At 39.4% G+C, this 22013-nt stretch carries 20 protein-coding genes; 8 read left to right on the top strand and 12 right to left on the bottom strand.

Annotated features, from left to right (window positions below; genetic code table 11):
* Window positions 1-91: 91 nt before the first annotated feature.
* The 3 genes from OK025_RS19865 to OK025_RS19875 form a co-directional block, all read right to left on the bottom strand.
* Window positions 92-550 carry a GyrI-like domain-containing protein gene (locus OK025_RS19865; protein WP_317666402.1) on the bottom strand — a complete coding sequence of 153 codons (459 nt, stop codon included), beginning with the start codon at window positions 548-550 and terminating at the stop codon, window positions 92-94.
* Window positions 551-611: 61 nt separating this feature from the next.
* Complete coding sequence (locus OK025_RS19870) at window positions 612-1469, bottom strand: YciI family protein (RefSeq protein ID WP_317666403.1); 858 nt, start codon at window positions 1467-1469, stop codon at window positions 612-614.
* A 35-nt stretch (window positions 1470-1504) separates the two neighbouring features.
* On the bottom strand, window positions 1505-2062 hold the full coding sequence (locus tag OK025_RS19875) for a DUF4256 domain-containing protein (protein WP_317666405.1): 558 nt from the start codon (window positions 2060-2062) through the stop codon (window positions 1505-1507).
* Between the two features lie 133 nt (window positions 2063-2195).
* Between OK025_RS19875 and OK025_RS19880 the strand changes: the two genes are divergently transcribed.
* Complete coding sequence (locus tag OK025_RS19880) at window positions 2196-3065, top strand: DUF808 domain-containing protein (protein WP_313188385.1); 870 nt, start codon at window positions 2196-2198, stop codon at window positions 3063-3065.
* Window positions 3066-3150: 85 nt separating this feature from the next.
* On the opposite strand, the gene OK025_RS19885 is transcribed toward OK025_RS19880, so the two are convergent.
* The 3 genes from OK025_RS19885 to acnA form a co-directional block, all read right to left on the bottom strand.
* Window positions 3151-4536 (bottom strand): WG repeat-containing protein, encoded by a 1386-nt coding sequence (locus tag OK025_RS19885; RefSeq protein ID WP_317666408.1) that lies wholly within the window; start codon window positions 4534-4536, stop codon window positions 3151-3153.
* A gap of 137 nt (window positions 4537-4673) precedes the next feature.
* Complete coding sequence (locus OK025_RS19890) at window positions 4674-5258, bottom strand: pentapeptide repeat-containing protein (RefSeq protein ID WP_182981626.1); 585 nt, start codon at window positions 5256-5258, stop codon at window positions 4674-4676.
* 277 nt (window positions 5259-5535) lie between these two features.
* Window positions 5536-8304 (bottom strand): aconitate hydratase AcnA, encoded by a 2769-nt coding sequence (acnA, locus tag OK025_RS19895; protein ID WP_317666411.1) that lies wholly within the window; start codon window positions 8302-8304, stop codon window positions 5536-5538.
* A gap of 225 nt (window positions 8305-8529) precedes the next feature.
* On the opposite strand from acnA, the gene OK025_RS19900 reads away from it, so the two are divergent.
* The 4 genes from OK025_RS19900 (at window position 8530) to OK025_RS19915 (ending at window position 12495) form a co-directional block, all read left to right on the top strand.
* On the top strand, window positions 8530-9060 hold the full coding sequence (locus tag OK025_RS19900; RefSeq protein ID WP_317666413.1) for a TlpA disulfide reductase family protein: 531 nt from the start codon (window positions 8530-8532) through the stop codon (window positions 9058-9060).
* Between the two features lie 113 nt (window positions 9061-9173).
* On the top strand, window positions 9174-10115 hold the full coding sequence (gene metA / locus OK025_RS19905) for a homoserine O-acetyltransferase MetA (protein WP_317666415.1): 942 nt from the start codon (window positions 9174-9176) through the stop codon (window positions 10113-10115).
* 61 nt (window positions 10116-10176) lie between these two features.
* Window positions 10177-10380, top strand: a complete 204-nt coding sequence (locus OK025_RS19910; RefSeq protein WP_317666416.1) for a hypothetical protein — start codon at window positions 10177-10179, stop codon at window positions 10378-10380.
* Between the two features lie 111 nt (window positions 10381-10491).
* A complete protein-coding gene (locus tag OK025_RS19915) occupies window positions 10492-12495 on the top strand; it encodes a M13 family metallopeptidase (protein ID WP_317666418.1) in 2004 nt (667 codons plus the stop codon).
* Window positions 12496-12567: 72 nt separating this feature from the next.
* Here OK025_RS19915 and OK025_RS19920 read toward each other — a convergent pair whose 3' ends face one another.
* From OK025_RS19920 to OK025_RS19945, 6 genes are all read right to left on the bottom strand, one after another.
* Window positions 12568-13782 carry an MFS transporter gene (locus tag OK025_RS19920; RefSeq protein ID WP_317666419.1) on the bottom strand — a complete coding sequence of 405 codons (1215 nt, stop codon included), beginning with the start codon at window positions 13780-13782 and terminating at the stop codon, window positions 12568-12570.
* Window positions 13783-13904: 122 nt separating this feature from the next.
* The gene (locus tag OK025_RS19925) at window positions 13905-14864 is read right to left on the bottom strand and encodes a bifunctional metallophosphatase/5'-nucleotidase (protein WP_120334364.1); all 960 of its coding nucleotides are present in this window, start codon (window positions 14862-14864) and stop codon (window positions 13905-13907) included.
* Window positions 14842-15603, bottom strand: a complete 762-nt coding sequence (locus tag OK025_RS19930; protein WP_232475530.1) for a 5'-nucleotidase C-terminal domain-containing protein — start codon at window positions 15601-15603, stop codon at window positions 14842-14844. Before OK025_RS19930 ends, OK025_RS19925 begins: the two co-directional genes overlap by 23 nt.
* A 145-nt stretch (window positions 15604-15748) precedes the next feature.
* A complete protein-coding gene (locus OK025_RS19935) occupies window positions 15749-16816 on the bottom strand; it encodes an EamA family transporter (RefSeq protein WP_317666423.1) in 1068 nt (355 codons plus the stop codon).
* 18 nt (window positions 16817-16834) lie between these two features.
* The gene (locus OK025_RS19940; RefSeq protein ID WP_046673335.1) at window positions 16835-17308 is read right to left on the bottom strand and encodes an Lrp/AsnC family transcriptional regulator; all 474 of its coding nucleotides are present in this window, start codon (window positions 17306-17308) and stop codon (window positions 16835-16837) included.
* Window positions 17309-17492: 184 nt separating this feature from the next.
* On the bottom strand, window positions 17493-17996 hold the full coding sequence (locus OK025_RS19945; protein ID WP_075992664.1) for an FUSC family protein: 504 nt from the start codon (window positions 17994-17996) through the stop codon (window positions 17493-17495).
* Between the two features lie 214 nt (window positions 17997-18210).
* Here OK025_RS19945 and OK025_RS19950 point away from each other — a divergent pair, with 214 nt between their 5' ends.
* The 3 genes from OK025_RS19950 to OK025_RS19960 all read left to right on the top strand — a co-directional run bounded on the left by OK025_RS19950 (window position 18211) and on the right by OK025_RS19960 (window position 21875).
* Window positions 18211-19281 (top strand): FAD-binding oxidoreductase, encoded by a 1071-nt coding sequence (locus OK025_RS19950; RefSeq protein ID WP_317666426.1) that lies wholly within the window; start codon window positions 18211-18213, stop codon window positions 19279-19281.
* Window positions 19272-21131 (top strand): FAD-binding and (Fe-S)-binding domain-containing protein, encoded by a 1860-nt coding sequence (locus tag OK025_RS19955; RefSeq protein WP_317666428.1) that lies wholly within the window; start codon window positions 19272-19274, stop codon window positions 21129-21131. The genes OK025_RS19950 and OK025_RS19955 overlap by 10 nt, the downstream gene beginning before the upstream one ends.
* Window positions 21132-21224: 93 nt before the next feature.
* The gene (locus OK025_RS19960) at window positions 21225-21875 is read left to right on the top strand and encodes a hypothetical protein (RefSeq protein WP_317666430.1); all 651 of its coding nucleotides are present in this window, start codon (window positions 21225-21227) and stop codon (window positions 21873-21875) included.
* Window positions 21876-22013 lie beyond the last annotated feature (138 nt).

The following is a 22013-nucleotide window of genomic DNA, read 5'->3' on the forward strand; positions in this document are numbered from 1 at the left end:
TTTTTCTTTAAATCGGCTCAAAGGTAAGTGTTATTTAGTTTAAAATATATGATGAATACCTTAAGACATACTTTTTGTTACGGAATACCCCCTAATGGATACCGATGTATATATCCACTTTTGCATCTTGTGGATTTTGGGCTTTTTCGCCATATATTTCAAAGTCTGCGGCATACGTTCTTGGTAAATCTGAGCTCCATATCTTTTGCCAAGTTTCATAAACGATGCCATCTTCCAAACTTCCTTCTGCAGTAAAGTGTTGGTAACGATTTTCAGCGATATGAATACCGTCCAAGTCTTCGGGTACTTCTTCAAGATTGCTCACTTTACAGCCCAAGAAAGTGGTATAAGGTAAGGTGTGATCCTTTTCATATTCGGTATAGATACAGTAGAGTTCGCTGGATATCTTGTTGGGAATACGGCTTAATACATCTTCTTTAAAAAAGCGGGCCCAAAGTTCCGGAATGTCCTTAGCTGCCTGTCCATCTTGGTTGCTCGTACGGATGGCGAGGCCAATTATACTGAATGAAGGGATTGTTTGATTTTTCATGTCTTTTTGTTTTCCCCAAAGTTAGCGCTGTAAATGACAGCCGTATGTCACGAACAAACAGCTAATGTTGTTTTTTCCAGATTTTATCTACTTGGGACAGGTATTCTGCTAAAGCAGCTGAACCATACCAAGGGTAAAATGAAGCTTCTAAGAGACCATTCTTTATCGCTGGATCGTTTTCTAAAATATGCTTTGCGGCATCAATAGAAGCCATGTTATTTAAGATAAAAAGGCCCCGGAAGTTACTGTCATTTTTCCCAAACGGGCCAGCAACAATCAGTTGCCCATTTTTTACGAGAAGATTGATATTTTCCATGTGACCTTTGAAACATGCATTAATAAATTGTTTGTCTGTTGTTTTATTCTCGCCAGTTTTCAGGAGGACAAAGATGTAGGATTTCATTCCATAATCATCGGCCCCTAATTTTTTTGCGAGTTCCTGATCGTAATTTGGGTTCGCTACGGTCGGTGTGGGTACGATTTTCGTCGCATAAAAAGATCTGACTTTTCCTGATTTTCCTTCCACTGCAATATAAAGTCGGTTTGTCGTAACGGGCGTATATCGAATGTAATTAGGGAAATCATGGGCCTCATTGACAAAAGAATAGGTACTATCCTGATAATTTAGCTCAAAATTGACTTCTTTCCCATTGTTTTGTCCAATAACCAGTGCTGTATATATGATTTTATCCTTTATTTTGGTCAATTTTAGGTATTCACTGACTATCTTTTGGCCATTTTTCAACGTATAGGAAAGGCCTTTTAATTCATGTTCGTTTATACGATCCCATTGTTCATATTCCTCTTTATTGTCAACCTTCCACGTCCCTTCTAAGAAAGAAGGAAAAGGTACTTGTGAAAAAAGAGGTTGAGCGGCTCCCAAGCAAAAGAGTAGGGTAGCGATTAAAATTGTTTTCATATAGGTGTTATATTACGATGCTTAAGTGCTTTTATTTAAAGAAAAAGTATGGTACGAAAGCCTCGTGCCGCATAATAGGAGATCGCACCATTATGATAGATGAAAACTTGGTTGTAACGTCTGTCACCGAATAAGGCGCCACCAAGCTTACGAATATCCGCTGGAGTTTGTATCCAGCTGGAAGTTTTTAAATCAAATTCACCTAACATTTGGAGTTGGCGATAGTGTTGTTCAGAAAGCAGCTCCGTTCCCATTTTTTTAGCTTCTTCGACAGCGCTTCCAATAGGCTTGTTTTCCTTCCTTTCATCTAAGGCTTTTTGGTCAAAACAGAGGCTTCTCCTTCCTTTGGGACTTTCTTCTGTACAATCCACAAAAGCATACTGCTTTTTGTTTGGATCAATAATAACAAGGTCGGGCTCGCCAGCGCTCTTTTCCATTTGGAACAAGCTCCATAATTTTTGGGGGCTTTCAAGCAATTTATGCACTACCTCGTCCCAGCTGATCTGTGGGTGTCGTTTGGGGAATTTTTGAAACCTTTCTTTCAGCGTTTCAAGTAGCATTGACTGTTCCTCTTGTGTAAGTGAATTTTTCATAATGGTTGTCCTTGTGGTACTAAAATTACGTATTTAATTCAAATGTAATGTAGCTTGATATTGCAAATGGATTAAATTCCTTATTTCAAAATTGAATTAAATTTATATTTTTACGTTCAATCTTTATATAACTATGGCTTCAGGAATATTTGCAATTCTAGATGATATTGCAGCGTTGATGGATGATGTGGCAGTAGCGAGTAAAATCGCAACAAAAAAAACTGCTGGAATCTTAGGTGACGATTTAGCGGTTAATGCCGAAAAAGCGACTGGCTTTTTAGCTTCGCGCGAGCTCCCGGTTTTATGGGCAATTACAAAGGGCTCACTGCTCAATAAGTTGATAATTGTACCAATAGCATTATTACTGAATGTCTTTTTTCCAATTGCCATCAAATATATTTTAATCTTAGGAGGTTTCTATCTTGCTTTTGAAGGTGTTGAGAAGATTATTGAATACCTGTTCCATCGCAAACATCCTACGGAGGAAACAAAAGTGGAGACTGTCGTTGCTGAAAACTCAGTTGCCGCTGAAAAAGCGAAGGTAAAATCGGCTATTACGACAGACTTTATTCTTTCTGTGGAAATCGTCATTATTGCTTTGGGAACGGTTCTGGGAAAAAGCTTGTCCTTACAAATTATTACGGTTTCGGTTGTTGCTTTTCTGGCCACAGTTGGGGTCTATGGTATTGTAGCTCTTATCGTTCGCATGGACGATGCTGGTTATAAATTAATTAAAACCTCACGTGAAAAAGGTCCTGTTGCGAGCCTAGGTCGGTTTTTAGTCCGTGCGCTTCCCTTTGTTATCAAATTATTGGCTGTTGTAGGTACATTTGCTTTAATTCTGGTTTCAGGCGGAATATTTGCGCATTATATTGATTTCTTACACCATGCGCTACCAGCTCTGCCAGGAATGATAAAAGAGCTGTTATTTGGCCTAGGGGGAGGTCTTATCGTGGTGGTTTTATTTACGATCGGCAAAGGGCTGTTTAAAAAGAAAAAATAAACTCCTATTGATCTTTGATGATCGGCAACCCTATAACAAAAAAAGGCAGCAGATATATCTGCTGCCTTTTTTTGTTTTCTGGCTCTTAAATTGTGTCTGTTGCTTCTGCCGCGGCATCGATTTCTACACGTTCACCTTTTGTATTAATCAAAATTACATCGTCCGAATCCGCTAATGAGACAGAAGCTACACCATCACTGAAAGAGGTAGCCCCGCTGTAGATAAATGGTATGGCCACTTTTCCCTGACCATCTAAATAACCATATTTTCCATCTTTACTAGCAAGAAAAAGATTAGGTTCTTCTGTAACTGAAATCAAATCGTAGTCGGGAGCAACGATTTTATTGGTCTTTATTTCAGTAAGATTATACCTGTCGTTTTCGATACTGATGAAATGCGTTGAATTATTTTCAGAAATATAGCTATACGTCGCCGGAACAATTATTTTGCCCGCCTGATTCAATATACCATATTTATTTTTCTGCTGAAATACGGCATAACCACCGTTAATAAACGATATCATATCATAATTTGGGGAAATTAAAATTTTGCCGGATTTATCCATGACCCCATATTTTTCGTTTAGTCCAAAAACCAGTTGTCCAAGGTGATCATCGTAACCTAAATAATCGTATTGAAAGGGGATGATTGGTTTACCAGCCAGATTAATGGCGCCATATTTTTCATTTTTATATTGAACTATACTAAGATCGCCAACAAATGGTGCGATATAGAGGTATTGTGCTGGTACAATTGTTTTTTCTTCGCTGTCTTGTACCCCTAGGAGATTAGTTGCAGCATCTTCAAATAAATACAGATTTTCAGCAATCTGGTTGTTTTCTTCCGAATCTTCCTCGGCGTCATAAATGGATGCTACTTGCTCATAATCCTCAGGTACGATAAAATCTTTATCGTCTAATTGGCTATCGGCGATGTTCTGGGTAATCATATCCATTCCGAGGGGTGTTGTTAGCTGTAGCACAGCCCCGGGGATTTTTTTGAATAGATCAAATCCCTCCCAATAGGTGGCTGGCAATTTATCGCTATACCAGATCGATAAGGTGCTGTTTTCGTCATTATCTTCTGAAATAGGAATTTCGACCTGAGCTAGTTTGCAGGGATAACCGGCAATCATTTTCGTCTGGTTTGGGACGAATTTGATCGTATGTGGGCTGAGCGCATTTTCTTTAACGACGTATTTTGCCAGTCCTGGGTACAATATAATTGATTGTTCTTCATTTTTTTTAATGAGAAAGATTGACTCTTCGCCGTCTCCGGAAGCCGATATAACTTTTATTTTATCATTGTTAACATACGCTTCGTAAACAGAAACTGGAGCTGCTTGTGCTTCTTCGCTGGGATCGACAGCATACGTAATGGCATAGTTGATCTTGAATGCTTTATTGATCTGTGCAAACGACATTGTGCTGGCCGCTAAGATAGCTGCGAATGATAGGGATATTTTTTTCATTTTCTTAAACTTTGAATGACAAATATCCTGATTCAAAGTGGGGAGTTTTATCCCTGAAATCCGTTATTTAACGATAAATCAACATGGTTCAATGGAATACATTGATTTTGGAGTTAGTTGAACGGCCTTTCCCATATTTAATCAATAACCAGTTGATATTTAAGTAGTAGACCAGGTAATTGTTCCGGACCAAATTTACTTTTTTTCATACGATTGACCTCAGGATCTAGCTGGATATTGATCGAAGACCGAAAATCGCAGCCCTCGAGATTGCATTGTACAAAGCGGGCATTTAGCAAATTCGTTTTTTTAAACAGCACCTGTTGAAGGTTGGCCCGTTCAAAATCCACATGTTGCAAAGAGCATTGTTCAAACTGGAACTTCTTTATATTTCTTTCAAAAAAAGAGGAGTAATCCAGAACCGAGTTGCTGAAATTGGCATGAAAGGAAAATGAACTACATTCATTAAAGTGTATGCCTAGCATTTTGCAGTCATTAAAAACAACATGATCTAGTTGTGTGCCCTTTAGACTGACATTGGAAAGATTACATGATTTAAATTCACAGTTTGTGAATAGGAGATCTACGAGTTCTGCGTTCTGGAAATCACATTGTTCAAAGGTGCATTTGTAGAATTCCTGAACTTGCTTTAGTTCAGCTGTAAATGTTTGTTTAGTGATTGTTTGTTCGACAAGTTCTTCCATTCTGTATCGTGTTGGCATTGATTTTAGCGAAAATAAGGAATTCTGCCGAATGATTTTACTTTAAAATAAAGTCAAAGGCGTTATTTCCGCTTGCGACCAAAATACCTGATTTCAGGGATAAAAAGAGGGATTTTTTATGGCTATTTTTGGCGTAGCCATAAAATATAATTCTTGGGGTGCTGGGGTCAAGACTGAAGTATTGTAGAACTCTGGTAGGTTTTTATATAGTTTGTTAAAGGGCACTGATCAGTGCCCTTTACTTTTTTAGATATTCCGATTCTCTATTTGCACAATGTTAGTTGTTCTTTAAATACTGACGCAGCACATATTGTAGAATACCGTCATTCTTAAAATACTCTATTTCAATGGCTGAATCGAGTCTTGCTTTCACTTGAAAATTGGTTACCGTTCCATTGTCATGTACCGCCGTTACCGAGAGAAGTTTATGGGGTGTTAAATCGGTCTCAAGCCCCGAGATGCTATAAACTTCTGTTCCATCTAGTCCTAATTTCTCTGCGTTTTCGTCATTGATAAAGACAAGAGGTGCTACGCCCATACCGACAAGATTACTTCGGTGAATACGCTCGAAACTTTCAGCAATAACCGCGCGTACGCCAAGAAGGAATGTGCCCTTTGCTGCCCAATCTCTGGAGGAACCCGAACCATACTCTTTTCCGGCCAGTACGATGAGCGCTGTGTTGTTTTTGCGATATTCCATTGCGGTTTCATACACCGTCTTCACCTCATTGGTGGGGAAGTAACGGCTAAATCCACCCTCACGATCGGTAATTTTGTTTTTAATACGCACATTGGCAAATGTTCCGCGCATCATGACCTCGTGGTTCCCACGTCTAGATCCGTAAGAATTGAAATCTTCTTTACTTACCTGATGTGATCTGAGGTATTGTCCAGCTGCAGTTTCTTCTTTGAATGAACCAGCGGGTGAGATATGATCCGTAGTCACCGAGTCACCTAGATAAAGTAATACCCTTGCATTCTGAATATCCTGTATTGGATTAGGAACGGCTTGTAGATTTTCAAAAAATGGCGATTCTTTGATGTAGGTAGACGTGTTGTCCCACTGGTAATTTTGATCAAGATTCACTTCAAGTTCTTGCCAGTCTGTCGATCCGTCGAAGATGACATCATAGACTTCTTGGAAATCCGATTGTTTGACGCAAGCATGGACGGTTTCCATAATATCCTCGCGGCTTGGCCAAATATCTTTCAGATATACGGGCTGACCGTTAGGGTCGTAATCCAATGGTTCCTCCAAGAGATTAATATCCACTCTTCCGACCAGTGCATAGGCCACAACAAGCATCGGCGACATTAAGAAGTTCATTTTGACTTGTGGATGCACACGGGCCTCAAAATTTCGGTTACCAGATAATACCGAGGCAACAATCAATTCACCTTTTTCCACCGCTTCTGCTATTTGTGGTGGAAGAGGACCGGAGTTTCCAATACAGGAGGTACAACCGTAACCTACGGTATGAAAACGCAGGGCATCAAGATCAGCACTAAGTCCTGATCTTTCAAGGTATTGCGTAACGACTTTTGAGCCAGGGGCTAAAGAGGTCTTTACCCAGGATTTGGTGCGAAGTCCGCGCTCGATGGCGTTACGGGCCAATAATCCTGCACCGATCATGACCGTAGGGTTCGAGGTGTTGGTACAGCTTGTTATAGCTGCGATCGCAATACTGCCATCACTGACAATATACTCCTTATGATTGTGTTTGATGCGAACGGCATGAATAGACTCTTGAATAACTTCATGCGGTGAATCATGTTCGACAGGTACCTTACCAAAGGTAAACTCTGTTCCTGAACCGCCGTCAGCAAGCCAGGCAGATTCCGATCGCTGCAAAACAGGGACATATTGTCGATGGTGTTCGCTGTCCAAAAGTTGTGAAAATGTGGTTTTTAAATCCTTCACTAGAATTTTATCCTGAGGCCTTTTGGGCCCAGATACAGTTGGTTCAAGGCTTGATAAATCGAATTCAACGACCGACGAATATTGAATTTCTTCCTTGCCAGTGCGCCAGAGTAAATTGCTTTTACAATAATCTTCAACAATTTTAATCTGCTCTGCACTTCGATTGGTGCTATGCATGTATTCAAGGGTTCGGTCATCAATCGGAAAATAGGTAACTGTACAGCCAAATTCTGGGGACATATTGGAAATTGTCGCACGATCTGTAACTGAAAGGCTGTCCAATCCATCGCCAAATACTTCAACAAATTTGCCCACAACACCTTTATCGCGAAGTATTTTTGTTATCGAAAGAACCATGTCTGTGGCGGTGCATGTCGCCGGTATTTTGCCGATAAGTTTAAGGCCGATAACTTCAGGACAGGTGAAAAAGATCGGTTGTCCAAGCATGGCTGCTTCAGCCTCAATACCACCAACTCCCCAACCCAGTACACCAATACCATTGACCATTGGTGTATGCGAATCCGTCCCTACTAAGGTATCCGGAAAAAGCCAATTGTCGCGTTCAATTACTCCTTTGGCAAGATATTCTAAATTGACCTGATGGCAGATACCCATACCCGGCGGAACAACGGTGAAATTTTTTAATCCTTTCTGTGCCCATTTAAGGAGTTCATAACGCTCGCGGTTGCGTTCATATTCCAACTCGACATTCTTGTCATACGAGTAGTCTGTGCCAAAGTAATCGACCTGAACGGAATGATCAATAACTAGATCCACAGGGATAGCGGGATTTATTTTTTGTCCATCCTTGCCATGCCGGATAAATTCGGCACGAAGCGATGCCATATCGACTACAGCAGGTACTCCGGTAAAGTCCTGCATTAAAATTCTGGCTGGTTTGAAGGGTATATCCTTGTCAACAGGTTGTGGAGTCCAATGAATCAGGGTATTGACATGCTCGTCCGTGATACTGAATCCATCATGGTTACGCAATACATTTTCCAGTAGGATGCGGATACTAAATGGCAGGTGTGTGATATTACCTTCAGGAAGATCTTTAATAGCACTATACTGGTAAACTTTTCCGTTAATTTCAATTTCTCGTATTGATTTCTCTTTGCTCATATTCATTTACTTATTTTCATACTATATAATACACATATCCCCAAATTTGTTTGTAATATCTTTTACACATATCTTTCCGCTTTTGTATTCCAAAACGGAATTTATGCCTATATCGGCGCTAAAAAATGAATTAAAAAATAGGATAAAAAAAAGATTGCTTTTTCTGATTTAGAGACAATCAAATTAGGATGCAAACGTTATGTTAATGCTTAGAAACAGTGTTGTATGAGAAAAAGAGTAAATTATAGTGTCCTTTTCTTGGTTAGTTTGTTGTTTTGCATCCCATTTCCGGGTAAAGCAAATACGCATTCTGTTGCCGAAGGGGAGGGTAATGGCTGGACCGAAGGGTATGATCTTAGCTTTAGGGACAGTAAAAACAATGTGTTGAGCCTAAATCAACTCAAGGGGAAAGTTGTGGTTATTAATTTATGGGCGACATGGTGCCCACCTTGTCTTGCTGAGATGCCTTCATTGGATCAACTCTATCAGGATTTTAAAGGCAACGATAGTATTATTATTTTGTCTGTCGATATTGATGGAAATCTTAGCGCTTCGAGGAAATTTATGGCGAAAAGAAAATATAGTCTACCTGTCTATCAGTTAAATTCGGCGTTACCGAATGAATTGAGTACCACAAGCATACCCACAACAATTATTTTGGACAAGGCTGGTAAGTTGGTCATTAAGCATGTAGGTGGAATGAATTTTGGGTCGCAGAAATTTAGAAAATCCCTATTAGATTTAAGTAAGGAATAGATTTTGATGTTGGAGATTATATTAATATAATGGAAGATAATTTATGTTTCATTTAGCATTTATGGCATTTTCTTGCTAATTTTGAATGCTAATTGTATAAGGAGAAATTATCTATGCCGGTCAAACTTCCTAATAACCTTCCTGCCATTGAGCTGTTGAAAAAGGAGAATATATTTGTCATGAGTGATTTAAGAGCAAATGAGCAGGACATTAGACCGCTTCGCGTTTTAGTACTGAACTTGATGCCGCTTAAAATTACGACAGAGACAGATTTTATTCGTTTGCTGTCGAATAATCCTTTGCAGGTGGAAATGGAATTTTTGCGACTTGAAACGCATGTTTCAAAGAACACCCCCGAAGAGCATTTGGAGATGTTTTATAAGAGCTTGACTGAGGTTAAGGAGAATTTCTACGACGGAATGATTATTACGGGAGCTCCAGTTGAAATGGTTGCTTTCGAGGAAGTGACCTACTGGACAGAAATTCAGACCATCTTCGATTGGGCACGAACCCATGTAACATCAAGTTTGTATATCTGTTGGGCGTCTCAAGCTGCATTGTATCATTTCTATGGTGTAGAGAAAAAGCCATTAGGGGAAAAGCTTTTTGGTGTATTTAAGCATACTACGTTAAACAAAAGACATCCGCTATTCCGTGGATTTGATGATGAGTTCTTTATACCGCACAGCCGCCATACGACCATTGAGAAGGATGATCTCCTGGTGAAAGAGGGTTTGGAAATTCTTTCGGAATCGCCGGAAGCAGGTATTGCTATTGTTTCTTCTCGAGGTGGACGAGAATTTTATTTGACGGGACATTCAGAATATGCTCCTTTTACATTGGACGAAGAGTATAAAAGAGACTTGGAAAAAGGGCAGGAGATTGCTATGCCTGCAAATTATTATGTCGATGACAATCCCGAAAATCGTCCTTTAGTGCGCTGGACAAGCCATGCAAACCTGCTTTTCAATAACTGGTTGAATTACTTCGTGTATCAAGAAACTCCTTTTGATCTGAAAGATGTGGTTTACTTAGGCGAAATCAAACAAGGGTAATTTAATTCATTTCAAACAAAAACGGCTAAAAAAGCATTCTATTCATGTTAAGTGATTAAATATGAAAAAGACTGCTTTACTAGTTGGTTCTGTTCTTTCATTTTTTTTATTGAAAGCACAGGTTACGCTAGAAGAAAATCAAAAACTGAAAGAAGCGAATGGTACTTTATGGTATGCTAATCCGTGGGTCTGGATCGCTGGTATCGCCTTATTCTTCCTTATTTTTATCCTTGTACTACGCAAATCAACCCGTAATAAAGCATAGACCCAGCTATGCTTCTTAATTTTGGTTGTCATTAGAACCATATTTGTTGCATCAACAATAGAAGAACTTTTCTTAAGTTTGTGTATAGCGATAAACAAACTAAATTTTTATATGAAGAAAAATCTACTTTTAGCAGCCTTGTTAGCCTGCGGCTCGTTGGCAAGCCATGCGCAAAACAATGCAATAAATGTGAGTTACATGGATAAGACTGTTCGTCCGCAAGATGACTTTTATAATTTTGTGAACGGGCAATGGATGAAAACGGTCAAAATACCTTCCGATAAAGCACGGTGGGGTTTTTTTGACGAATTGCGTGAAAATACCGATATTGCTACTTTGAAGGTTTTGCAAGAATCATTATCTGGACAGTTCCAAAAGGGTACAGACAATCAGAAGATAGGTGATTTGTATAAATCATTTGTGGATATGAAAACACGTAATAAACTTGGTTTAGCGCCTGTTAAACCTTATCTCACTAAAATTGCAGCCATTAAGAATTTCGATGATTTATATAAATATCTTGTTGAGGTAGCACCCATTGGTGGAAATCCTTTTTTTAGTGGCTATGTATATGCGCATCTTAAGAATTCCGATGTCAATACGGTATACCTTGGTGGCGGAAGTCTAGGTTTAGGACGTTCATATTATCAAGTAAAAGACAAGAAGAACGAAGAAACCTTAACTGACTATTCAAATTATATTTCTGCACTTTATGCTAAATCTGGCCAAGTTACGAAGGATTTAAAAGGTCCAAAAATTGTTGCTTTTGAAAAGCAAATGGCCGCAAACCTTAAAACTGTTGAGCAATCACGTGATGCTAATGGTCGATATAATCCGATCGCTGTAGCAGATCTAAAAAAGATGGTTAAAAACGTGGATATTGCAAAGTACCTAAAGGATGTCGGTTTTAAGGCTGATACTGTGATTGTGCCGGAAATAAAGTATTATGAGAATTTGGATCGAGTTTTCAATCCAGAAAATCTACCGCTAATCAAAGAGATATTGACATTTCATATTTTAAATAATGCAGCGTCATATACTACACAGGAGCTTAATGATCTGTATTTTGACTTCTGGGGTCGTAAGTTAAAAGGACAAAAGGAGCAGCGTGCTTTAGATAAGCGTGGTGTGGAATTTGTCAATTCGATCGCAGGAGAATTATTAGGGAAATTATATGTGAAAGAAAACTTCCCTCCGAAGGCCAAAGCTGAAGCTGAAGAACTTGTAAGCTATCTTGTTAAATCTTTCGGGCAGCATATCAAGGGATTAACTTGGATGTCGGATGAAACGAAAGTAAAGGCATTGGACAAACTGGCTAAGTTTAAAGTTAAAATTGGCTATCCGGATAAATGGAAAGATTATAGCAAACTTGATGTTGGTACATCGTTGTATGAAAATGTATTGGCTTCGAGTAAATGGGCATTTTACCAAAATTTGGCGAAACAAGATAAGCCAGTAGACAAGTCTGAATGGGGGATGACTCCGCAGACTGTAAACGCTTATTATAGCCCATTGTTTAACGAGATTGTCTTTCCGGCAGCGATTCTCCAGCCGCCATTTTATGATTATAAGGCTGATGCTGCAGTTAATTTTGGTGGTATCGGTGCGGTAATTGGTCATGAACTTTCGCATGGATTTGACGACCAGGGTGCGAAATACGATGGAAACGGAAACCTGAACAACTGGTGGAGCGACAGTGATAAGGCAAAATTTGAAGCAGCGGCTGATGCTTTGGTACGTCAATTTGAATCCTATGAACCTGTACCGGGCGTTTTTGTGAACGGTCGCTTTACATTGGGGGAGAATATAGGAGATTTGGGAGGCTCATCAGTTGCTTTTGATGCATTGCAACTCTATCTGAAAGATAAAGGAAATCCTGGATTAATAGATGGTTTTACGCAGGACCAGCGCTTTTTCCTTTCCTGGGCTACCATATGGAGAACGAAGACAACAGACGAGTTTGTGGTCAATCAAGTGAAAACTGATCCACATTCTCCGGCTCAGTACCGTGCTTTTGCGCCGATCATTAACCTGGATGCTTTCCATAAAGCTTGGGATACAAAGGACGGCGACAAAATGTTTGTTCCGGTCGATAAGCGTATCAAAATTTGGTAGTTATCAATCATTTTACAAAAGGCGGGTGCATTTAATTTTAAATACACCCGCTTTTTGTTTATTTAGTTTATACTATTTCATCCATTTCAGAACTAAATAGAACCCGATTGCCGTTGCAGATAAAGTCAATGCAGTTGCCCACCATAGTGTTGTGAAACCAAAGGAGTCAACTATGCTTGTCCCTAAAAGTGGTGAAAATATATTTGCAGCTGAAAAAGCAAGGGAATTGAAGCCCATGTATGCTCCTTGTGTTTTGGGTGTCGAGCGGTTAACAGAAACCGTTGCCATAAAGGGTAATGTCAGCATTTCGCCGAGACCAAATATAAAAAATGTGAAATATAACCAACTCAGCCCGCCTGTAAAATTTAGCATGGCATAAGAGCTGGCACATAAAAATGTTCCAAAGACGAGCGTGCTAATTAACGAGAATCTTTTTTCAGCGATATGGACGATAAACATCTCCAGCAATACGATAACGAAACCACTCCAACCGAGTAGAAATCCGATTTGGTGTTCGTTCAAATGATGAACCTCACGGTAGAAAAGGGGTAAAGTCGTAATCAGCTGAAAGAAACAAAATGAGAAAATACAACAAAAGATATTGAATAAGACAAAAGGCACGTCTGTATAAGGATTTCGTCCTTTTTGAGGCAATCCGTTTTCAGGAATAATCTCTTTTTTTGATTTGATATCGCTTCTTTTTTCTCGCTTATGAAAAAAGACAAAGAAAATCACTGCAGCGCAAAGGACGGCAAAAGAATTTCCATAAAAGATCCAATTGAATGAGATGGTGGCCAAAAAGCCAGCAACCGCTGGGCCGATTGAAAACCCCAAATTTATGGCTAGGCGATTCAATGAAAAAGCGCGCGTGATATTTTCTGGTTTAGCGTAACTCGCCACTGACACCGAGTTTGCAGGTCTAAAGGCATCAAAGATTAAGCTTAACGTAAAAATCATGATGGATAACGACTGCACCTCTTTGAAATGTGGAATCAGTAAGAATAAAGGAGCGGCCAATACGAGACTTCCGAACTGAACCTTGAAACTACCAATCCGATCAGTCAGCCAGCCACCTATATAGGAACCACAAACGGAGCCGAATCCATAACTCATCAATACCACACCGACCTGTTTAATGTCAAAATGTAGAACCTGGGTCATGTAGAGACCAAGAAAGGGAATCACCATACTTCCCATTCTATTGATGAGCATAACTATGGCAAGTAGCCATGCGGCTTGAGACAGTCCCTTAAAGGAGTCGAGGTATATCGATAAAATTCTTTTCATTGAATGATGAATCAGCTTGTATAGATCGTATAAGGTTTTTAATTCATACGTCTTCTTGTAGTATTGGTAAAAAAAATGCCAAATTGATTAGTCAACTTGGCATTTATTAGAATTAGATCATATTATGCCAACATGGACTCTGGAATTGAAGGATTGACCTGATAGGTACTTGCGACCATTTGTTTCTTCTCAGACCCCGGTTCCATAATAAAGTCAATACGTCCCAGATTAATCCCGGCAAAACCGACTTGATTCACAACGGTCTTCGTTCCTTTTAAATTAGTAACCAGTGTTGGTTCATTTAAGAAGGTGTGGGTATGGCCGCCGATAATTAGGTCAATATCTGAGGTTTTAGCGGCAAGGATCAGATCGGACACTTTATCGTTTTCATATTGATAACCCAAATGCGATAAACAGATGACCAAATCACATTTGTGTTTTTCCTTCAATATGCGGACCACCTTGTTGGATACTTCAATAGGATCCAAATATTTCATTCCTTTGAAGTTATTGGGGTCAACCAATCCTTCAATATCTACTCCTAGTCCAAACACGCCTATTTTTATTCCGCCTTTATGGAATATGGTATAATCCTGGGTTTTCCCCTCCAATACAGTTCCTTTGAAGTCGTAATTGGCCGTTAAGAACGGAAATTTAGCGTGATCCAGGTATTTTACAAGACCGTTAAGACCATTGTCAAATTCATGATTTCCGAATGTCCCGGCATCATAACCCAGCTTTGTCATGAGATCAAGTTCAAGTTTTCCTCCAAAAAGATTAAAATAGGGGGTACCTTGAAACATGTCGCCTGCATCCAGTAATAGAAGATGTTCTTCTTCTTTGCGGATTTTATTGATAAGCGTACTTCGGCGCGCAACACCAGCCAATCCCTGATATTTACCGCCGTCCATCGGAAACGGTTCAATACGGCTATGAACATCGTTGGTATGTAAAATTGTAAGTTTTACCTTCTTACTCTTCGCGTCGACTTGAAAAGGAAGTGATCCCAAAGCAACTGCAGCAGAAAATCCACCAACTTGCTTGATAAACGATCTTCGGTTAATTGATTTTAATTCTTCCATCTAATTCTGCATTTACTTTTTTGCCTTCTTTCGTTAATTCACTCACATATTCAATCAAACCTTCACGCATACGTTGCGGATAGTCTGCCCGCGATACAGGTTGTGTCAACAGGGTAAGGTTGTCACCACCATTGGCAAGATAATCATAGGTCACTAGTTTATATAACTTATCGTCTTCAATAGCTTGACCTTTGATCTTGATGTCCTGAACTTTGTTGCCTGTAATTGTCAAAGTCATTCCAGCAATAGGTTGACCATGTGTTGTTGCAATATAGTCAGCAAGCTGACGAATCTGACTACCCTTGAGTTCGAGTATTGTCAATGTGTTCTCAAAGGGCATAACCTCGAAAATATGTCCTACGGTAATATCTCCTGCTTTAAGGTCATTTCGAATCCCACCCTTTGTTGCGAACGCTAAATCCGCAGGGTTATGGGCATTATGTTCACTCATCCACAACAAGGCTTCACAAAAAAAGTTGCCCATTAATGTTTCCGCTGTTTTCTCTTTTGTCAATGCTTTGTCCGCATGTCCAATCACACGGTTCATTTCCGCTTCCATTTTGTGCTTGAAGGGCTCGTAGATTGATACGACTGCAGGATCAGCTTGCATATCGCTATTGATATGATATTGTTGGAAATCTTTTTGCGTTGGATGGAGCTGTTTTGTACAACCTGTAACCATCAAAAGCGAAGCGACACCAAGGCTACCAATAAAGGCAATTTGCTTCGATATATTCATTCTCTTTAATTTAACCAAATACTTTGCAAAGTTAGCCAATTATATATGAACAAATCTTATCCAATGTTAGCTAATTTTTAAAAACAACAAAAGCTTAACATTGTTACACATTAAGCTTTGTCCATATAATTAGAAAAATAACAACCTAGTGAACTAATTCCGTGTCAGGAATGGTATTGGCATCCATTTGGCGATCCGCTGTTTTCAAGTTCTCCAGCTTATTACCTTGTTGGATGATCTTTTTCCTTTTGCTGCGCGACGACAGTTTGGTGCGATACGCTTTCCAGTTCATTAACAAGACTGAAAATAGAATAACGGCTAAACCGACAATTTGCAGGGAGGTTACCACGTGCGAAGTGAAAAAATGACTTAATATAAGTGCAATAATTGGGTTCACATACGCATAGGTACTTACTTCCATTGCTGGACGCACCTGCAATAACCAAATATAAGAGCTAAAAGCAAGAATTGAGCCAAATGTAATTAAATACCCCAAATTGAACCAGTCAACAGGTGCCACACTACGCAGTGTAAATGATGCATATTCGCCGGTAAAAAGCGCTGTGATATTAAAGAGGACACCTGCGGTAACCATTTGCCAAGCGGTCTTCACCATAACATGCAGATCCTCTTTTTCTTCTTTGTCAGATTTTTTAAAATACTTGGAAATCAATGAACCTACAGTCCAAGCAATAGAACCCAATACTAAAATCGATAAGGCAATCACCTTAAGGGTACCATCTGTATTGTCATTGGTCGCCATGATCTGTTCAGCAAATAGCATCACAACACCACAGAAACCTAATGCTACGCCTGCAACTGTGCTAATGCTGCTAAAGTTTTCTTTCCATTTTGGTTTGTCCAATAATATAAACCAGATTGCAGCAGCGGCAGCAATAATAGCGGCAACACCACCAGATACATATTGCTCAGCCCAGATAACCCCTGCCATATCGACGAAGAGCAATAAAAAACCTACGATTGCGGCCTCCTGAATAGAACGCTTGTTAAATAATTTATATCCTTTTATGGCGCAATATGTCATTAGGATTGCACTGGCTGCAACAAATCGAAACGAACCCAAAATAAATGGCGGGAAACTATGCAATGCTTTTTCTATAAAGAAAAAGGTAGAGCCCCATACCACATAAATAATGAAATAAGCAACAACAACCATGAATGGGCTAGCTGCCTTTTTTTGTCCTTGCAACATAATTAAACCTCCTTTCTATTACTCAGGTATCACAACCTGCTGATCTTCCTTGACTGTCTGAAGTACAATTGTTGTCCGCGTTGAAATAATACCTTCAACTTTACTTAAGGTATTTCGCATGAGATCCACTAAACCTGTAGAATCTGCAGTTCTTACTTTAATAAGATAACCATCATCACCTGCAATGTCATGTACTTCTTGAACTTCAGGGATTTCGGCAAGTGCCAACCCTACACCCTGTTCGCCAATAATATCATTGGCTTTGATAAAAATAAACGATAAAAGTTTTTGATCGACCGCGGCAGGATTGATCTTAGCACTATATTTTAAAATCACATCTTTTTGCTCAAGCTTCTTTACACGCTCGAGGATTGCTGATGGTGCCATACCTAATTCTCTTGCGATATCAGCATTGTTGATCCGTCCATTATCCTGCATTAAGCGCAAGATTTTATAGTCGACTTGGTCTAAATTATATTCTACTTTTGTCATTTCGACTGCAAAGGTAGCTAAAAAAGTATAATATTCAAAATTATTTATGCTATCCTGAATATTATTCTGATTAAACGGAGTGGTATGTGAATTTTATTCGAATTTACTGTAAAGAAATCTTAACCATTTGGGCTATGGTGCTGAAAGTAAGTATATTGCTTTTTAGGTCGCCCAAAGGTATAATTCAACAATTATACCTTTTTCTTAATTTCAGAATAATATTTCTTGTAGACAGGATGACCCCCAATCCAATCAGACAACCTAAACAGACACAACCAAAGCGATCCAAGGCGGCGAAGTAGGAGCGGCTTTGCTGTTCATGAAGGTAGACGATAATTAGGGCGACCATAGATGTTCGCGCCACAGCCATGATGTTGAGTAGCTTACAAGTAATCAATGACGCGACAATGCCGATAATCATGGCGTACAGTTGTGAAATAGGTACAAAATATAAACTAAGCCCAATTGCCGAGCCTATAAAATTGGATTTAGCGCGATCGATAGCTATTTTTTTTGATTCATTCTCTTGTGGCGAAATGACCAGTATAATCGATATGAGTGTCCAAGAAACAGAGTACTGGGGAAAGGATACAAAGAGTGGGTAACCTATAAGGAAGCCAATCAATACCCGGATGGTGTATATAATAAAATCAGAATGAAGCGTATAGCGAAGGAATAGATTACGCATATAAGGAAGATATCAATCGTTAACTAAATGATGTAGCGCCACAAAAATACACGCATTGTTTGAAGGAACGAAATAAAATTGACTTTTGTGGTAAATTACCCTGTTTTGCGTTTTTATGCGTTTTTTGTTTTTGATTTGTGCATTTCTTGCATTCATCTCTTTTTCCGATGCATAAATTTGACTAAATTTGTTTCATACATTAAATGCAGATTAAGTGAAAGATCAAAATCAATTAGCCTTATTAGCGTCTCAACTCAAAGGGGAGCTCTTTTATACCAATGAAACCAAGGATCAAACGATGTTGCTTGCCTATTCGACCGATGCGTCCGTTTATCAGGAAAAGCCGTTGGCTGTGGCAATACCAGCTGATATTGATGACATTAAAAAATTAATTGATTTTGCACAGCAGCATAGGATGACAATAATACCACGTACTGCCGGTACCTCTTTGGCGGGACAGGTTGTAGGCCATGGTATTATTATGGATATTTCGCGTCATTTTAACGGTATTATTGAACTTAATATCGAAGAGCAGTGGGTTCGGGTGCAACCAGGCGTGATCCGTGACGACTTAAATAGTTATCTTAAACCATTCGGACTGATGTTTGGGCCTGAAACTTCGACGGCAAGCCGTGCCATGGTTGGTGGAATGATTGGCAATAACTCTTCGGGTTTGCATTCAATTGTCTGGGGAGATACACGGCACAATTTGATTTCGGCCAACGTACTTTTGGACGACTGTTCTGAAGTGACTTTTGAGGCGCTTGATGAAGCAGCATATTTTAAGAAATTATTATTAGCTGGTCGTGAGGGGGATATCTACCGTAATATGAATGAATTATTGACAGATCCACAACATTTAAGTGCCATAGAAGCGGGCTACCCCAAACGATCCATCACAAGAAGAAATACCGGTTATGCATTGGATATTCTTGCTGATCGTTCGGCCCCTTTCAATATGTGTAATTTATTAGCAGGGTCCGAAGGAACTTTGGCTATCGTTACAGAGGCGAAACTCAAATTGATGTCCTTACCACCTCAGGAGTTAGGTTTACTCTGTGTTCATTTTGCAGATATGGTAGAGTGTATGCATGGCAACGTGATTGCCTTGGAACATAAACCAGAAGCATCTGAATTGGTAGACAAATACATCATGGATTTCACGGTTGGGCATCCAACCTATAAGTATAATCGTTTTTTTATTGAGGGGGATCCCCAAGCTTTATTAATTGTTGAGTTTAGGGGCTTACAGCTGCCGAAACAGAGGCGAAAGCGATGGCCTTGAAAGAAGATCTAATTGCTCGTGGCTTAGGATATGCCTATCCTTATATTACCGGTATTGAACAGACGAATTTAGTTTGGGATGTACGCAAAGCGGGCCTTGGTTTAATCCGTAATTTGCCTGGGGACAGTCAGCCTGTAAATTTGATTGAAGATTGTGCTGTTTCCCCTGAGGACCTACCTGCTTACGTGCGGGATATTCAAAAGCTTTTGATAGAAGAGGGTGTACACGCATCTTATTATGCGCATGCAGGAGCGGGAGAGCTGCATATCGAACCCTTTGTAAATCTGAAAACAGCAGCCGGTAAACGTACTTTTCGTTCAATCCTCGAGAAGACGAGTGATCTTGTGTTAAAATATAACGGTTCGCTGAGTGGTGAGCACGGTGATGGTCGTCTGCGCGGAGAGTTTATTGGCAAAGTGCTTGGCGAAAAAGTTTATAAATTACTTGAGGAAGTCAAATTCATCTTTGACCCACAGGGAGTTTTTAATGCAAATAAGATTGTTAACACACCGCCGATGGATTCTCATTTGCGCTATGACAACGATAACAACCGAACTGAAATAAAGACCTACTTCGATTTCTCCAAAGATGAATCTATCCTTCGGTTGGCGGAGAAGTGTTCCGGTTCGGGAGATTGCCGAAAGACTGAAATTACCGGTGGAACAATGTGTCCGTCGTTTATGGCTACACGTGATGAAAAAGATACAACACGGGCACGGGCAAATATGCTACGTCAGTTTTTGACGAATTCCACAAAGAAAAACCGTTTCGATCATGAAGAAATCAAAGAGGTCATGGATCTCTGTTTAAGCTGCAAAGGCTGTAAAACGGAGTGCCCTTCCAGCGTTGATGTTGCTAAAATGAAAGCAGAATTTTTACAACACTATTATGATGAGCATGGCGCGGGGTTTAGAACAAAATTAATTGCTAATTTCACCCAGTCTCAGAAACTCGGATCGTGGGTTGCACCTCTTTATAATTTTGTGGTCAAAAATGATTTCTTGTCAGGAATGGTCAAAAAAACAGTAGGATTTGCGCCAAAGCGTTCCTTGCCAACCGTCAATGGAACGACCTTAACCCAATGGGTAAAAAAACAAGCAGTGGTAAGTGATGCCAAGCGTCGTGTTTATCTTTTTTCGGATGAGTTTACGGAATATAATGATGCAGAGATCGGTATTACAGCATACAAATTGTTAACGGCATTGGGGTATGAAGTAGTCATTCCAAAACATGTGCAAAGTGGGCGGACTTATCTTTCCAAAGGATTTGTGAAAGAAGCAAAGAAGATTGCGAATCAAAATATCCATTTCTTAAAGGGATTAATTACGGATGATACGCCACTTTTAGGCGTTGAACCATCAGGAATAATTACATTTAGAGACGAGTATTTGAGTTTAGTAGACGATGATTTACGTGTTGACGCACAAAAAGTAGCCAAAAATGCGTTGATGATTGACGAATTTCTGTTGACTGAAATGAAGGCAGGACGTATTCATCCGGAACAGTTTACTGGAACAACAAAAAAGATAAAGCTGCATGGTCACTGTTACCAAAAGGCTTTTCACCTCGTGACTGTGACAGAACAGGTTCTATCATTCCCGACGAATTTTAGCGTAGAAATTATTCCTTCGGGCTGTTGTGGTATGGCAGGATCATTTGGTTATGAGGCTGAACATTATGATGTTTCGATGAAAGTGGCCGAACTGGTTTTGTTACCAACCATACGTAAAACATCATCCGATACGCTAATTGCTGCGGCGGGCACTTCCTGTAGGCATCAGATTAAAGATGGTGTAGGAAGAAAATCTTATCATCCTGTGGAAATTTTATACGATGCTTTATTGAAATAAAATAAAAACATTGATAATAGTTGTTTGTTATCAGTAATAATGGTAATATTATAAGAGCAATATTCATTAATAACTGATAACAAACAATTCAATATGTACAAGATTCAATCTATAGCATTTCTTGCTACCGCTACGGTGCTGATGGCTAGTTGCGGAAATTCCAATCAGAAGAAAACTGATGGAAGTGATACAACAACGGTTAACAAAATTGAAGGTGTAAAAATCGAACAATTTACGAATGGTACACCGGGCGCAGAAAAGAAGAACTTTTTTCTACGTATCACAGATGAGATCTTAACCGATTCAAGTCGTATTTATATCACAAAATCTCTTTACAAACAAGATACTGTAGGAGCGAAGTTTGAGGTTGTAGATTTTATACCCGCAGGTATAATAGATGGCCAGCCGAGTGATGACGTCGGTTTTACCAAAGGTAAAATTAGAATCTCGTCATCGGGCCAACAGTCTGACAATTTAATTAAAGCGTTAGGGGAATTATTTCAGACGCCTACAACGGATTCTTTTACAAAAGATGTAATTCTTCCGAATGTGTTTTCATCCAATAAGGTGAATGCTGACTTGTCCAAAAAAACAGCCTATAGCTTTAAATTATTTTTGGATAATAAAAAAGCTGCTCCAGCGGAGCTCTTCTTTAATGTAGACACATATAAGCATTCTATTGAATTTTCAGAGAAAGATCCTTCGTTCCGTGCTGGTTTGTTGTCAGCGTTAACCGGTAAATAGGGAAGCTGTGACATGTGCCGCTACTTCGATGAGCCCTAAGTTGTATGCTCAGGTGTAGTGTATAGATTGATTATAAAATAAAAACGGCTAGAAATTATCTAGCCGTTTTTATTTTATATGAAAAAGAGATAGATTTGT

This window comes from Sphingobacterium sp. UGAL515B_05 (assembly GCF_033097525.1).
Classification (GTDB): Bacteria; Bacteroidota; Bacteroidia; order Sphingobacteriales; family Sphingobacteriaceae; genus Sphingobacterium.